The 15057-nt window shown below is 71.0% G+C and carries 13 protein-coding genes; 2 read left to right on the top strand and 11 right to left on the bottom strand.

Translation table 11 applies throughout. From position 1 onward, the window contains the following. Window positions 1-6: 6 nt before the first annotated feature. From ACWGSK_RS21570 to ACWGSK_RS21560, 3 genes are all read right to left on the bottom strand, one after another. On the bottom strand, window positions 7-2388 hold the full coding sequence (locus tag ACWGSK_RS21570; protein WP_358512879.1) for a bifunctional salicylyl-CoA 5-hydroxylase/oxidoreductase: 2382 nt from the start codon (window positions 2386-2388) through the stop codon (window positions 7-9). 111 nt (window positions 2389-2499) lie between these two features. Beyond that, window positions 2500-4146: a benzoate-CoA ligase family protein gene (locus ACWGSK_RS21565; RefSeq protein ID WP_452456576.1), complete on the bottom strand. Its 1647-nt coding sequence runs from the start codon at window positions 4144-4146 to the stop codon at window positions 2500-2502. A 76-nt stretch (window positions 4147-4222) separates the two neighbouring features. Continuing rightward, a complete protein-coding gene (locus ACWGSK_RS21560) occupies window positions 4223-5344 on the bottom strand; it encodes an acyl-CoA dehydrogenase family protein (RefSeq protein ID WP_452456575.1) in 1122 nt (373 codons plus the stop codon). A gap of 166 nt (window positions 5345-5510) precedes the next feature. On the opposite strand from ACWGSK_RS21560, the gene ACWGSK_RS21555 reads away from it, so the two are divergent. Next, window positions 5511-6392, top strand: coding sequence for a PaaX family transcriptional regulator (locus ACWGSK_RS21555; RefSeq protein WP_358512873.1), 882 nt, complete (start codon window positions 5511-5513; stop codon window positions 6390-6392). A gap of 2 nt (window positions 6393-6394) precedes the next feature. Here ACWGSK_RS21555 and ACWGSK_RS21550 read toward each other — a convergent pair whose 3' ends face one another. The 6 genes from ACWGSK_RS21550 to ACWGSK_RS21525 form a co-directional block, all read right to left on the bottom strand. After that, window positions 6395-6829: a RidA family protein gene (locus ACWGSK_RS21550; RefSeq protein WP_358512871.1), complete on the bottom strand. Its 435-nt coding sequence runs from the start codon at window positions 6827-6829 to the stop codon at window positions 6395-6397. After that, window positions 6830-7657, bottom strand: coding sequence for an enoyl-CoA hydratase family protein (locus ACWGSK_RS21545; RefSeq protein ID WP_452456574.1), 828 nt, complete (start codon window positions 7655-7657; stop codon window positions 6830-6832). It lies immediately after the preceding gene. After that, complete coding sequence (locus tag ACWGSK_RS21540; RefSeq protein WP_358512867.1) at window positions 7654-8418, bottom strand: SDR family NAD(P)-dependent oxidoreductase; 765 nt, start codon at window positions 8416-8418, stop codon at window positions 7654-7656. The genes ACWGSK_RS21545 and ACWGSK_RS21540 overlap by 4 nt, the downstream gene beginning before the upstream one ends. Before the next feature lie 168 nt (window positions 8419-8586). Then, window positions 8587-9561, bottom strand: a complete 975-nt coding sequence (locus tag ACWGSK_RS21535; protein WP_452456573.1) for a hypothetical protein — start codon at window positions 9559-9561, stop codon at window positions 8587-8589. A gap of 302 nt (window positions 9562-9863) precedes the next feature. Beyond that, a complete protein-coding gene (locus ACWGSK_RS21530; protein ID WP_452456572.1) occupies window positions 9864-11147 on the bottom strand; it encodes a glutamate-5-semialdehyde dehydrogenase in 1284 nt (427 codons plus the stop codon). Between the two features lie 153 nt (window positions 11148-11300). Next, window positions 11301-11756 carry a type II toxin-antitoxin system PemK/MazF family toxin gene (locus tag ACWGSK_RS21525; protein WP_452456571.1) on the bottom strand — a complete coding sequence of 152 codons (456 nt, stop codon included), beginning with the start codon at window positions 11754-11756 and terminating at the stop codon, window positions 11301-11303. Between the two features lie 213 nt (window positions 11757-11969). Here ACWGSK_RS21525 and ACWGSK_RS21520 point away from each other — a divergent pair, with 213 nt between their 5' ends. After that, window positions 11970-12719, top strand: a complete 750-nt coding sequence (locus ACWGSK_RS21520) for an SDR family oxidoreductase (protein ID WP_358512859.1) — start codon at window positions 11970-11972, stop codon at window positions 12717-12719. A gap of 48 nt (window positions 12720-12767) precedes the next feature. Here ACWGSK_RS21520 and ACWGSK_RS21515 read toward each other — a convergent pair whose 3' ends face one another. Continuing rightward, complete coding sequence (locus ACWGSK_RS21515; RefSeq protein ID WP_358512857.1) at window positions 12768-13655, bottom strand: alpha/beta hydrolase fold domain-containing protein; 888 nt, start codon at window positions 13653-13655, stop codon at window positions 12768-12770. A gap of 151 nt (window positions 13656-13806) precedes the next feature. Beyond that, a complete protein-coding gene (proB, locus tag ACWGSK_RS21510) occupies window positions 13807-14931 on the bottom strand; it encodes a glutamate 5-kinase (protein ID WP_358512932.1) in 1125 nt (374 codons plus the stop codon). Window positions 14932-15057 lie beyond the last annotated feature (126 nt).

The following is a 15057-nucleotide window of genomic DNA, read 5'->3' as shown; positions in this document are numbered from 1 at the left end:
GTCTCCCTAGGGCTCGTCTCGGGTGGTGTGGGGACGCCACCGTCGGTGCCGGGTGGAGTCGTCGCCGGACCGTAGCAGTTCGAGTCGGGGACGCGGCCCGTCGGTGCGTCCGGTGGGGGGTTTGCGGCTACCGGCGCGGAAGGGGACCGGCCAGGTGACGCCGGGGCCCGCGTAGTCCTGTTCGGCGGCGGCGTGGAGGGTCCAGTGCGGGTCGTACAGGTGGGGGCGGCCCAGGGCGCACAGGTCGGCGCGACCGGCCAGGATGGTCGAGTTGACGTCGTCGTGGGAGGAGATGGCGCCCACGGCGATGACGGGGACACCGAGTTCGCGGCGGACTCGTTCGGCGTAGGGGACCTGGTAGCTGCGCCCGAACGCGGGTTCCTCGTCGGGGGTGACCTGTCCGGTGGAGACGTCGATGGCGTCGGCTCCGGCCGCGACGAGGGCGCGGGCGATCCGGACCGCGTCGTCGCCGGTGGTGCCGCCCTCGACCCAGTCGGTGGCGGATACGCGCACGGTGAGGGGTTTGTGGTCGGGCCAGGCGGCGCGCACGGCGGTGAGGACTTCCAGGGGGTAGCGGAGCCGGCCGGTCAGGTCGCCCCCGTAGGCGTCGGTGCGTCGGTTGGTGACCGGGGACAGGAACGAGGACAGCAGGTAGCCGTGCGCGCAGTGGAGTTCGAGCAGGTCGAACCCGGCCCGGTCGGCGGCGTGGGCGGCGGCGACGAAGTCGTCGCGGATGGCGTCCATGGCGGCCCGGTCCAGTTCCCGGGGTACCTGGTTGACTCCGTCACGGTAGGGCAGCGGCGATGGGGAGACCACCGGCCAGTTGCCGGTGGTCAGGGGTTGGTCGATCCCCTCCCACATCAGTCGGGTGGAGCCCTTGCGGCCGGCGTGCCCGAGCTGCACTCCGACGCGGGCCCGGCTGTGCTCGTGCGCGAAGTCGGTGAAGCGGCGCCAGGCGGTCTCGTGTTCGGGTGCGTAGAGTCCGGCGCAGCCGGGGGTGATGCGGGCGTCGGCGGACACGCACACCATCTCGGTCATGACGAGTCCGGCGCCACCGAGGGCCTTGCCGCCCAGGTGGACGAGGTGGAAGTCGCCGGGGGTGCCGTCGGTGGAGGAGTACATGTCCATGGCCGAGACGACGACCCGGTTGTCCAGTTCCAACGCGCCCAGGCGGAAGGGGTGGAACATGGGCGGGCGAACTGCGGGGGCGCCTTCTCCGCCCGTGACCTCGCGGGCCACCTTGTGGGCGAACCAGTCGTCGACCCGGGCGACGAACTCCGGGTCGCGCAGGCGCAGGTTGTCGTAGGTGACGCGGCGGCTGCGGGTCAGCAGGTCGAAGGCGAACGGCAGCGGGTCGGCGTCGACGTGGCGGTGGATGTCCTCGAACCATTCCAGGCTGGCCTGGGCGGCGCGTTGGGTGCTGGTCACCACGGCTCGGCGTTCGTCCTCGTAGGCGTCCAGGGCACTCGGCAGATCGGGGTGCTCGTGCAGGCGGGCGGCGAGCGCCAGGGCGTCCTCCATGGCCAGCTTGGTGCCGGATCCGATGGAGAAGTGCGCGGTGTGCGCGGCGTCGCCGAGCAGGACGACGTTGCCATGGTGCCAGGTGCGGTTGCGGACGGTGGTGAAGCGCTGCCAGCGGGAGTTGTTGGGCAGCAGTCGGTGCCGTCCCAGGACGTCGGCGAACAGCTTCTCGCAGCGGGCGATGGCGTCGAGGTCGCTCTCCCCGGGGGCGAGGTCTCGGTCGACGAACCCGGCGGCCTCCCACACGTCCTCGGCCATCTCCACGAGGAACGTACTGGCGTCGGTCGCGTAGGGGTAGCAGTGCAGCTGCATGATCCCGTGCGGGGTGCGCAGGATGTGGAAGTTGAACGCGTCGAAGACCAGGTCGGTGCCCAGCCACATGAACCGGTTGCTCCGCGGTTCGAGGGTGGTGCCGAACGCGTCGGCGTGGGCGGTGCGCGTGGCGCTGTTCGCTCCGTCCGCGGCGACCACGAGGTCGTACTCGGCGGCGAGTTCCGCGGCGGGCGGCGCCTCGGTGCGGGTGTGGACGCGCACTCCGAGTTCGGCGCAGCGGGCGCGCAGGATCTGTAGGAGGGCCCGGCGGCCGATGGCGGCGAAGCCGTGCCCGCCGGAGGTGGTGACGGTGCCGTCGAAGTGGACGTCGATGTCGTCCCAGCGGGCGAACTCCGCGGTGAGTCGCTCGTAGGCTCGGGGGTCGGCGTGTTCGATGCCGCCGAGGGTCTCGTCGGAGAGCACCACGCCGAATCCGAAGGTGTCGTCCGGGGCGTTGCGTTCGTAGACGGTGATGTCGTGGGTGGCGTCGAGTTGTCGGGCCAGGGCCGCGAAGTACAGTCCCGCGGGTCCAGCGCCGATACACACGATGCGCATCGCGCCGCCTTCCTGTTCGTTGACGTCCTGTTCGTCGACGTCACGGTCTGCCGGGTGCCGTCGCCCGCGCGTCGGGGCGGGCCGCTCGGTGGTCGGGACTCGCGTGTGGTGTCACAGGGTGCCCTCCCGCAGCCGGAAGCGCTGGAGCTTGCCGGTGGCGGTCCGGGGCAGTTCGTCGACGAAGACCACCGAGCGCGGCGTCTTGTACGGGGAGATGCGGGAGCGCACGTGTTCGCGCAGGCGATCGGCCAGGGCGGTGTCGGCGGTCGGACCCGGCCGCGGCACCACGTACGCCCGTACGGCCAGGCCGCGTTCGGGGTCCTCCACCCCCACCACGGCCGCCTCCTCCACGTCGGGGGAGGTGAGCAGCGCCTCCTCCACCTCGGCGGGGGCGATGTTGTAGCCGGCGGAGACGATCATGTCGTCGCTGCGCGCCCGGTACCAGAAGTAGCCGTCCTCGTCGCGTACGTAGGTGTCTCCGGTGTGGTTCCAGCCGTGGCGGACGTACTCCCTCTGGCGCGGGTCGTTCAGGTAGCGGCAGCCGACGGGGCCGCGGACCGCCAGGTGTCCGGGTTCGCCGTCGGGGACGGGGTCGCCCTTGTCGTCGAGGACGGCGGCGGTGAACCCGGGGACGGGCCTGCCGGTGGAGCCGGGGCGCATGTGGTCGTCGGTGGAGGAGATGAAGATGTGCAGCATCTCGGTGGCGCCGATGCCGTCGAGCAGCCGCACACCGGTGGCCTCGAACCAGTCCCGCCAGGTGACCGCCGGCAGGTGCTCACCGGCGGACACGCACCGGCGCAGGGTGGACAGGTCGCGGTCGTCGCGTCCGGCGAGCATGGCCCGGTAGGCGGTGGGCGCGGTGAACAGGATGGTGGCGCCTCGTTCGGTGACGGCGTCCAGCAGCGCCTCGGGGCGCGGGCGTTCCAGCAGCACCGTGGCGGCTCCGGCGCGCAACGGGAAGATCAGCAGTCCGCCGAGTCCGAAGGTGAACGCGAAGGGCGGGCTGCCGACGAACAGGTCCTCGGGGGCGGGCTTGAGCACTTGGGCGGAGTAGGTGTCGGCGATGGCGAGCACGTCGCGGTGGAAGTGCACGCACCCCTTGGGGTCGCCGGTGGTACCGGAGGTGTAGGCGATCATGCAGGCGTCGTCGGCGGCGGTGCGCACGGCGGTGAACGGGTCGGGGTGGGCGGCCACCCGTGCGGTGAGGTCGTCGGGGCCCTTTCCGCCGTACACCAGGGTCGAGGGGGCGTCCTCCCCCACCCGCCGGGACGCCTCGTCCAGGTCGTCCAGGAAGCGGGCGTCGCACAGCGCGTGGGCCACGTGCGCGGAGCGCAGGATGGTGGCGAGCTCACCGGCGCGCAACATCGGGAGGACGGTGACGACCACGCCCCCGGCCTTGAGCACGGCCAGCCAGCAGGCGGCGAGCCAGGGGGCGTTGGGGCCGCGCAGCAGCACCCGCTCCCCCGGTCTCAGGCCGCGTTCCTCCACCAGGACGTGGGCGATGCGATCCACCCGGTCCCGCAGTTCTCCGTAGGTCAGCGTCTCGTGTTCGCCCACGACGCAGCGCCGGTCGGCGCCGTGGCCGGCGATGGTGCCGTCCAGGAGCTCTTCCGCGCAGTTGAGGCGCTCGGGTACGTCCAGGGGTTCGATGAGCGGCCACTGTTCCAGGGGCGGCAGGTGGTCGCGGGTGAAGGTGTCCTCGTACGCGCTCGGGGTCGAGGACGGTGGGAGCGGTCGGTCGGGCGGAGAGTGCGACATTGCTGGACCTCCGAGTGCGGGGTGCGACAGCGGGCGGCGTGGCCGTGGTGACGGCTCGGTGTCGGCTCGTGGACGACTACATGTGACGGGCGATGATCTGGCGCTGGACCTCCGAGGCCCCTTCGTAGATGCGGGGTGCGCGGACCTCTCGGTACAGGTGTTCCAGGAGGTGGCCCCGGTGCAGGGCACGCGCACCGTGCAGTTGGACGGCGGAGTCGACCACGTACTGGGCGGTCTCGGTGGCGAACAGCTTGGCCATCGCCGCCTTGAGCGTGACGTCGGGCCCACCCGAGTCGTACTCCTCGGCGGCGGCGTACACCAGCAGGCGGGCGGCCTCGGTACGCGTGGCCATCTCGGCGAGCGTGTGGGAGACGGTCTGCAGAGCGGTGAGGGGTCCGCCGAAGGCGCGACGCTCGGCGGTGTGCTCCTTGGCGGCGGCCAGAGCCGCCCGGGCCATGCCGACGGCGAACGCGCCGACGCTGGGACGGAACAGGTCCAGGGTGCGCATGGCCACCGAGAACCCCTGGTCGGGGGCGCCCACCAGGTCCTCCGAGCCGACCTGGACCCCGTCGAAGACCAGGTGCCCCAGAGCGTGCGGGGACAGCATCTCCAGGGGCTCACCGGACAGGCCCGGGCGGTCGGCGGGGACGCAGAAGGCGGTGACGCCCCGGGAACGGGTGCCGGGGGTGGTTCGGGCGAAGACGGTGTAGAAGTCGGCGTCCGGCGCGTTGGAGATCCACGTCTTCTCACCGTGCAGTCGCCAACCGTCGCCGGACGGTTCGGCGCGCAGCTCCAGCGCGGCGGCGTCGGACCCGGCCTCGGGTTCGGTGAGGGCGAAGGCCGCCACCGCCCGTCCCGCCGCGGCCTCGGGGACCCAGCGCTTCCGCTGTCGGTCGCTCCCGGACTGCAGGAGGGGGTAGGTCCCCAGCCCTTGGAGGGCCAGGGCGGTCTCGGCGTGGGTGTCGACACCGGCCAGGTGTTCGCGGAGCAGGCACAACCGAGTGGCGGGGGCCTCGCGCAGAGGTCCGTCGTCGGCCGTGCCGGGGAACAGCGCGGGCAACAGCCCGCTCTCGCCCAGGCCCTGGAGCAGTGCCCGGTCGACGCGTCCCGGTTCGCCGGGGGTGTCGTCGAGTTCGGTCGCCCGGTCGGTGACCCATCGGGCGAACTCGTGGTCGTTTTCGTGGGGCGGGAGCGCCATGGGCGACCTCGACTCTCTCGGGAACGTGATCCGCCTCACTCCGAAGATGCACCCAGAACGTGACGGCCGTCAAGAGAGTGATATGAACTTACCGGGAAACCAAACGTGATGAGGGTGAAGGCCGAGCACCGCAAGGGGTGCCGACACCGGCGGCTATCGTGTGCCCATGATTGTCAACAGCGACCGAGCAGCCCCGGACCCCACAGCCGACGCCGACCGCGTCCTGCGCCGTCCCCGGGCCCTGATCGTGTCGTTCTTCGGCACCTACGCCCGCGACGTGGGCGGATGGACGGGGGTGGCCGACCTGATCGCGTTGATGGGCGGACTCGACGTCGACGGCCCCTCGGTCCGCTCGGCGGTCTCCCGGCTCAAACGCCGTGGACTACTGGTGTCCGAGCGTCTGGGCGGCGCTGCCGGCTACCGGCTCTCCGACGAGGGACGCCGCATACTCGGCGAGGGTGACCAGCGCATCTTCGGCCACCGGGTGGCTCGCGCCGAGGACGGTTGGGTACTGGTGGTGTTCTCCGTTCCCGAGTCCGAACGTCGCCGCCGGCACGCGTTGCGGACCCAGCTGACCCGGCTGGGGTTCGGCACCACCGCCGCCGGGGTGTGGATCGCACCCGCGCACCTCACCGACCAGGCGCGCGCCACCCTGCGGGAACTGGACCTGGAGGAGCACGCGGAGCTGTTCCACGCGACCCACCTGGACTTTCGCGACCTGACCACGTCCGTCGCCCGCTGGTGGGACCTGCCCGCGCTTCAAGCGATGTACCGGGGGTTCCTCGACGAACACGAGCCGGTGCTGACCGCGTGGCGCCGCCGCGGCACACCTTCGGACCACGACCCCGAGCAGCGGGCGATGGCCTTCGCCGACCACCTGCGCGCGGTGGACTCCTGGCGGAGGCTGCCGTTCCTCGACCCGGGGCTGCCACCCGAACTGCTGCCCGACCGGTGGGCGGGCAGCAGGGCCGCGCGTGTCTTCTTCGACCTGCACGCCCTGCTGCGCGGGCCCGCCCTGGACCACGTCCGCGCCACCGTGGCCCCCTGAGGTCAGTCGGTCGGCCCCGGGATGACGGCGTCGCAGACCAGTTCCAACAAGGCACCGGGTTCGAACAACTCGGCCACCCCGAACAACGCCACGGCCGGGTAGTGGCGACCCATGTGGGCGCGATAGACCCGGCCCAGTTCCCGCCCGGAGGCCCGGTAGCCGGGCACGTCGGTGGTGTACACACTCAGACGGGTCAGGTGTTCGGGTGAACCACCACAGGCTCGCAGGGCGGTGACGACGTTGGCCAGGGCACCGTCGAACTGGTCGACCAGGGACTCGGCGGCCAGCCGCCCGTCGGGCCCGGAGGCGATCTGTCCGGCCAGGTGGACCAGACGGCCCGGGGCGGGGACCACGGCGTGGGAGAAGCCCGGGTTGGGTCCGAGTTCGGGCGGGTTCACCAGTGTGTGCGGGGTGGGCGGCAGGTGTACGGGTTCCACTCAGCGTCCCTTCCATTGGGGGGTGCGACGGCCGGTGAAGGCGGCGTGGAATTCGGCGTAGTCCTCACCGCGCATGAGCAACGCCTGGGTCATGGCCTCCAGTTCGATGGCCCCGGACAGACTCATGTCGAGTTCCCGGGACACCAGGGCCTTGGTCTGGGCGTAGGCGAAGGAAGGGCCCTTGGCCAGCCTCTCGGCGAGCCGGTCCACGGCGGCGTCGAGCTCGTGGTCCTCCACCAGTTCGCTCACCAGACCGATGCGTTCGGCCTCGTCGGACTCCACCGTGTCGCCGAGCATGAGGACGCGGGTGGCGTTTCCCAGGCCGACCATGCGGGGCAGCAGGTAGGCGGCGCCCATGTCGGCCCCGGACAACCCCACCCTGGTGAACAGGAACGCGAAGCGGGCCGAGCGGGCCACCACCCGGAAGTCGGAGGCCAGGGCCAGGACCGCGCCGGCGCCGGCGGCCATGCCCTGGATCCCGGCGATCACGGGGATCGGGCACTCGCGCATCGCCCGGATCACCTCCCCGGTCATGCGGGTGAAGGCGAGGAGTTCGTCGGGGGCCATCTCCAGGGTCCGGCCGATGATCTCGTCGACGTCGCCACCGGAGCAGAAGGCCCGGCCCTGGCCGCGCAGGACCAGCACGCGGGTGTCGTCGCGGTGCGGCAGTTCCAGCAGCAGGTCCCGCAGGTCGGCGTAGGCCTCGAAGGTGAGTGCGTTGAGCCGGTCGGGCCGGTTCAGGGTGACGGTGGTGACCCCGTCGACCCGGGTCAGGTCGAAGTGGTCCCACCGGTCGGTGAGCGGCACGGAGCCGCGAAAGGCGCTCATCGTTGGGTGTCTCCTCCGTCAAGGGTGAGGGACTGGCCGTTGATCGCCCCGGCCAGGGGGCTCGCCAGGTAGGTGACGGCGGCCGCCACCTCCTCGGGTTCGATGAGCCGGCCCAGGGGCGTTGCCTCGGCGAGGGCGCGTTCGGCCCGGCCGGGGTCGCGTCCGGTGCGTTCGGCGATACGGGCCACCGAACGTTCGGTCATGGGGGTGCGTACGAAGGAGGGGCACACGGAGTTGACGGTCACGCCGGTGCCGGCGACCTCGTCGGCCACCGAACGGGCCAGGCCGAGGACGGCGTGCTTGGCGGCCGCGTAGGCGACGGTGTAGCGGGTTCCGGTGTGCGCGGCGGTGGACGCGACGAAGATCGCGCGCCCGTGGTCGCGTTCGAGCATGCCGGGTAGTAGGGCCCGGGTGAGCAGGAACGCGGAGGTGGCGTTGGCGTCCAGGTGGTGACGCCACAGGTCGAGGTCGGTGTCGCGCAGGCGGGCGCTGTGCGCGGAGCCGGCATTGTTGACCAGGACGGACACGGGGCCGAGTGATTCGGTGAGTTCGGACACGGCGACTTCGTCGGCGAGGTCGCACACCCGGGTGGCGACGAGGTGCCCCCGCTCCCGGGCGTCGTCGGCGAGCAGAGCGAGGCGATCGGGGTCACGGCCCAGGGCCACCACCTCGTGCCCGGCCTCGGCGAGCGCGAACACGACGGCTCGTCCGATGCCACCGGAGCCGCCGGAGACCACGGCGAGCCGTTGGGAGTCAGCCATGGCGCGAACATATCACTCAATCATGACCGTCGTCACGGGTGCGATATAAACCGGAAAGGGTTGGCGGCACAACGACGGCAGCGCCGCCGGCCGGAGGCCGTCGACGCTGCCGTGATCCGTTCACCCGGGCACCGACGAAGTCGGAAGGTCCGAGGCGAGTGGGTACCCCTAGAAGGCGGGACCGGCCTCGATGGCCGCGTCCACGGTCTCGGCGCGGGCCTCCTCGACCTCGTCCGCCAGGTCGGCCTCGTGGGCCTCGAACTCGGCGGTCACCTCGGCGGCCAGCGCGCGCATGGCGACCTCCTCGGTGACGATGCCGCCACGCACGCGGTTGGCGTCACCGATCTGGGCGGTCGGGCTGTTGCCGGTGGCCACCAGGTCGCCGCCGACGATGTTGTTGTCGATGTAGGCACCACCGGAGACGCCGGTGACGGACAGGTCACCGTCGACGTAGTTGACCGAAGCGCAGAAGTCGTCGCTCTCGCCGGCACCAACCGCGATCGGGCCGGAGCTGTCGCTGTAGGTGGCGTTGCCCAGGACCTCGCTGTCGCACAGGATCCCGCCGGAGGCGGAGCCGTTGACGGTGAGGTCGCCGCGGACGACGCTGTCGTAGATGTCGGCGTAGACGACACCGTCGGCGTTCACGCCGTCGGTGATACGGCCGCCGTTGACGTAGAGCTCGCCGGTGGTCGCGTCCACGGACGCGGCGGAGGCACCGACCACGTAGACGAAACCGTCGTTGGCGGCGCCCTCGGCGGCCTGGGCCCGCAGAGCGGCGACCGAACTGCCGTCCTCCAGGTAGGTGCCGTAGGAACCGGAGTTGACCACGTCACCGTCGACCGTGGTGTCGGAGGCGTCGAAGTAGGCGTCGCCGGCGACGGACACCTCGCCCTCGATGGCGCCACCGATGATGTGGAGGTTGGCGTCCTGCTCGACGGTGACGTCGCCCTGGACGACGGTGCCGTCCAGGAAGCAGCTCGCGCCGGAGGGGACCTTCAGATCGGTCGGCAGGGTGATCTCACCGCCGTGACCGGAGCACAGGGTGACCAGATCGGCCTGGGCAGGAGCAGCCATCATGGTGACGCTGCCGATCGCCAGAGCCGCGGTGGCGGTGGACGCGGCGATCTTACTCCCGAGCTTCATGCGGGGGATTTCCTTTCGTCGTGACCGGTGGGGGCCGGACGCTCCTGATTAGGGTGCGGGAAGAGCGCCGTGTGACACCAAAGCGAAAGTACCGATCGGCGACGGCTTTGGGAATACTTGTCCGGGGAAGTTTCGCCTCTGCCCAGGTTTCGCCGAAGGAAACAACCGAGGTGACGCAAGTGACCGTCATGGCGCGTGTGCCCATCGGTACCGGGGTTCACCACGGTGGCATGAGAACGGGGAAGGGCCGCCCGATTCCTCGAACGGCCCTTCCCCGAAGTCGCATGCCACCCGGCGTGTGGTCACTTCAGGTGACCGTCACCGGTGACCACGTACTTGGTCGATGTCATTTCGGCGAGACCCATCGGACCCCTGGCGTGCAGTTTCTGGGTGGAAATACCGATTTCCGCGCCGAATCCGAACTCGCCACCGTCCGTGAAACGGGTGGAGGCGTTCACCATCACCGCGGCCGAGTCCACCCGGGCCACAAAGTACCGGGAGGTGGCCAGCGAGTCGGTGATGATCGCCTCGGTGTGCTGGGTGGAGTACTCGCGGATGTGCGCCAACGCCGCGTCGACGTCGGGCACCACTCGCACGGCCAGGTCCATGTCCAGGTACTCGGTCGCCCAGTCCTCCTCCGTCGCCTCGACCACCGTGGCCCGGGTCGGGTGGGCCGCGGCGATCTCCAGGACCCGAGGGTCGCCGTGGACGGTCACACCGGCCTCGGCGAGGGACTCCAGTGCCCGCGGCACGAACGCCTCGGCGACCGCCTCGTGCACCAGGAGCGTCTCCGCGGAGTTGCACACCGAGCAGCGCTGCGCCTTGGCGTTGGTGGCGATGGCCACCGCCTTGTCCAGGTCGGCGTCGGCGTCCACGTACACGTGGCACAGGCCCTCGCCGGTCTCGATCACCGGAACGGTGGAGTCACGCACGATGGCCTGGATGAGCGAGCCGCCGCCACGTGGGATGAGCACGTCGACCAGGCCACGCGCACGCATCAGCGCGGTGGAGGACTCACGGGTGCGCCCGGGGACGAGTTGGATCGCGTCGACCGGCACCTCGGTGCCCTCCAGCGCGTCCCGCAGCACCCGCACGATGGCGGTGTTGGAGTTGTAGGCCGAGGACGATCCGCGCAGTAGCGCGGCGTTCCCACTCTTCAGACACAGTGCGGCCGCGTCGACGGTGACGTTGGGCCTGCCCTCGTAGATGATCCCGATGACACCCAGTGGCACGCGGATCTGCCGCAGGTCCAGGCCGTTGGGGAGCACGCCTCCGCGCACCGACTCGCCCACCGGGTCCGGCAGCTCGACGATCTCGCGCACGGCCTCGGCGATGGCCTCGATCCGCCGTGGAGTGAGGGTGAGCCGGTCGATCATGGCCGGGCCGGTGCCCTCGGCTCGGGCGCGCTCGACGTCCTCGGCGTTGGCCGCGGTGATCTCGTCGGACCGCTTGAGCAGGTTATCGGCGATCGCGTTCAGGGCGGCGTCCTTGGCCGACCTGCTGAGCGTGGCGAGGTCGACGGCCGCGTCCTTGCCGCGTCGGGCCACATCGTGGACCTCACGCTCGATGTCACTGTTGACTGTCATTTCGGGCTTCCTTGCTCGGGAGGCCGCCCCGGCCGGTGGCGCCTGCGGCGTCGAAGGGCACCGTCGCCGGAGGGATTCCCTCCAGCGTATAGCGCCTGGTCGACCACCGCAGGGGTTGTCCACGGGCCGAGCCGGTCCCGGGGTCGGAAGAGGTCAGCGCCAGCCGTAGCGGTCGCGCAGGACGGCGGCGACCTTCCAGAAGATGTCCTCGTTCATCACGGCGGCCTCGCGGCGGATGTCGTCCTCGTCGAACTCGAAGAGGCGGTCCACCCGCAGGTAGGAGTCGCGTTCCTCACGGTCCCAGGGGCCGGAGCCGATGGGCAGCCAGTCCTGGCGCTCGTGGTCGTCGGGCCGCTGGGAGGACAGCATCAGGCCGTGCAGGCGGCGACCCTTGCGGCCGACCACCAGCATGGGCCGGTCCTTGCCCTGGCTCGCGTCCTCCTCGAAGGGCACCCACGTCCACACGATCTCGCCGGCGTCGGCGAGACCGTCCCTTTCCGGGGCGTAGACGAGCTTGGTGGCGTTGCGGCCGGTCGGGATCTCGCGGACGGCGCCCTCGTGCGGATGGGAGTCGCCGTGCTGTGTCGTCTGTTGAGTCACGCACCGCATCCTAGTGCCGCGTCTCGGAGCGGTCGTGGTCACTCGGGTGGATCCGGCTCCGGCAGGACACGAGGGCGCGGACGCGGTGGCCCGCCTCGGTCGTTCCACCGACCCGGGTCATAGTGTCGACGCGATGGACCCGGCCCGACCCCCGGTGCTCGACACCGCGTGGAGGCTCGACCGGGGCGGACCCACGATGAAGAGCGGCACGGAGAAGCGCACATGAGCAAGGGAACGATCCTGATCACCGGGGCCTCGGCGGGCCTGGGCGCGGAGATGGCGCGCCGGTTCGCCGCCCTCGGCTACGACCTGGGCCTGTGCGCCCGGCGCACGGAGAAGTTGGGCTCCCTCAGGGACGAGATCGTGGCCGCGCGTCCCGATCGCCGGGTGGTGCTCAAGGCACTGGACGTCACCGACGACGAGGCGGTCTTCCGGGTCTTCGGGGAGTTCGCGGCCGAGTTCGGCACGGTGGACCGGGTCATCGTCAACGCGGGGCTGGGCAAGGGCGCCGCGCTCGGCAAGGGCCGCTACGACGCCAACCGGCAGACCGCCATGACCAACTTCGTGGGGGCGCTGGCCCAGTCGGAGGCGGCCATGGAGATCTTCCGTGCGCAGGGTCACGGCCATCTGGTGATGATCTCCTCGATGTCGGCCCTGCGCGGCATGCGCAAGGCCATGACCGTCTACGCCGCCACCAAGGCGGGCGTGGCCGCCATCGCCGAGGGTCTGCGTTCCGAGCGCGTCCCCGGTCTGGACGTGTCGGTGATCTATCCGGGCTACATCCGCTCGGAGATGAACGAGCACGTTCGGCAGAAGACCCGATTCATGGTGGAGACCGAGGTGGGCGTACGTTCCATGGTGGCCGCGATCGAGAAGCGCAAGGTCAAGGCGTACGTCCCCGCCTGGCCGTGGGCGCCGATCGGTTTCCTGATGAAGCGCCTGCCTCTGCCCGTGGTCAGGAGGCTGTCCTGAGCGACGGCCACGTCACCCCGCCCACCGAACGCGTCCCACGAGGGTGTTTCACAGCTCCTCGACGGTCCGCATGATCCGCGCCCGCGCCTGGCCCCCTTCGGGGACGGGGAGCAGCGGGTGGACGTGGAGCGCCCCCTCCTCCTCGAACAGACGTACCTCTCCCCCGGCCCGGGTCACCTGGTCGTACAACCGGCGGGTGTCGGGCCAGAGCAGGTCGCGAGTGCCGATGTACAGGTCCATGGGCGGCAGGCCGGCCATCGGCCCGTAGATGGGGCTCAGCCGGGGTTCGGTCAGGTCGTCGCCGCCCGCCCACTCCTTGGCGGCCTCCAGGAGCCCGACCGGGTTGAGCCAGGGGTCCGCCCCCTCCACCTCCAGGATGTCGGGGTTGGACATCGTCAGGTCGAGCCAGGGAGAGATCAGGACCAGCCGTGTCGGGGCGGGCAGGGCGACCTCCGGCAGGGTCTGTGTCAGGGCGAGGGCGAGCCCTCCGCCCGCGGAGTCCCCGGCCAGCAACGTGCGCGTCGGATCGACGTCCGCCATCAGCTCCCGATACACCTCGTGCAGGAACCCGAAGGCCTCCCGGTAGGTGTGTTCGGGGGCCAGCCCGTAGATCGGCACCTCCACCCGACAGCCGGCGTCGACCATGCGCGAGATCAGCACCCCGTGCCAGCCGGAGATCTCGCTGACGTAGGTGCCACCGTGCAGGTACAGCACGGCCTTCTCGGGTTCCCGCACACCGCGGGGACGCACGGTGAAGGTGGAGAAGCCACCGACCCGTCGACGCGTGATCCAGTGCCGTCGGGTGAGCCAGTGCGGAGCGGACGGGTCCTCCTTGGGCTCGTTCATCCACTCACGAGCGCCCTCCACCGATCCCATGGGGCCCTTGCGCACCACTCGCAACCCCAACGCCAACAGGTGGGTCAGCAGACTCGACATGGGTGGCACCCTCCTCAGGACATCCTGCCCCGACCCTTTCACGGACCGACGACGGCACACGAGAAGGGCGCACACGGCGAGGAGAGATCTCGGGCACTTCCACCCGACCCGTCGAAGGAGCGTCGGGGCATCGGCTCCGCCCGGCCCCGCTCTACAGCACCACGAGGTCGTCGCGGTGGACCAGCTCGCGTTCGTAGGTGGGGCCCATCTCGCGGGCCAACCACCGGGTGGATCGACCCATCAGGTCGGGGACCTCGGCGGCGTCGTAGTTGACCAGCCCTCGAGCGACCAGGGTGCCCGACTCGTCGCGCAGGTCGACCGGATCGCCGGCGCTGAACTCGCCGTGCGCCTTGACCACACCGGCCGGCAGCAACGACGCCTTCTCCTCGACCACCGCCTTCACCGCTCCCGGGTCCAGGACCAGGCTCCCCCGTCCCGCGGTGGCGTGCGCCAGCCACAGTTGCCGGGCGGAGGGGCGGCGGCCGTCGGCCGGGGCGAAGAACGTGCCGACCCTCTCCCCCGCCAGGGCGGCCCGGGCGTTGGCCACCGAGGTCAGCACGGTGTGCACGCCGGCCTCGGTGGCGATGCGCGCCGAGTCCACCTTGGTGACCATGCCGCCGGTACCGACACCGCGTTTGCCGGTGCTGCCGATGTCGATGCCGTCGAGATCCGCGCGGCCCCGGACCAGGTGCACCACCGAGGTGCCCTCGTCGGCCGGATTCCCGTCGTAGAGGGCATCCACGTCCGAGAGCAGCACGAGCGCGTCGGCGCGCATCAGGTGGGCGACCAGGGCCGCCAGGCGGTCGTTGTCGCCGAACCGGATCTCGTGGGTCGCCACGGTGTCGTTCTCGTTGACGATCGGCACGGCGCCGATGTCGAGCAGTCGGCGCAGGGTCCGTTGAGCGTTGCGGTGCTGCACTCGCCGCATCATGTCCTCGACGGTGAGCAGGACCTGGGCCGCGGTGAGTCCGTGTCCGGCGAGTTCGGCGGTGTAGGAGGCCACCAACAACCCTTGGCCGACGCTGGCGGCGGCCTGCTGTGAGGCCAGATCACGAGGGCGCCGGGTCATGCCCAGCGGACTCATTCCGGCCGCGACCGCACCTGAGGAGACCAGGATCACCTCTTGGCCGAGGGCGCGGCGCGCGGCCAACACCTCGACCAGGTCCCGGATACGGCCGGCGTCGATGAGTCCGTCGGGGGTGGTCAATGAGGAGGACCCCACCTTGACCACGACCCTGCGGGCCTGGGCCACAGAACGGCGACCGGCCGCCTCCATGGGTTCGACGTGCTGCTTCGGGGTGTCTGCGCTGTGCACCACGAGGGACTTTCCATCCGTGGCACGGCGCCTTTTCCGGGCGCCGTGCGCTTGCCTGTGTGGGTTCGGCCGGTGTGGAGCGGTCGG

Source organism: Nocardiopsis sp. NPDC055551 (genome assembly GCF_053619415.1).
This window is presented reverse-complemented; position numbering and strand designations above follow the sequence as displayed.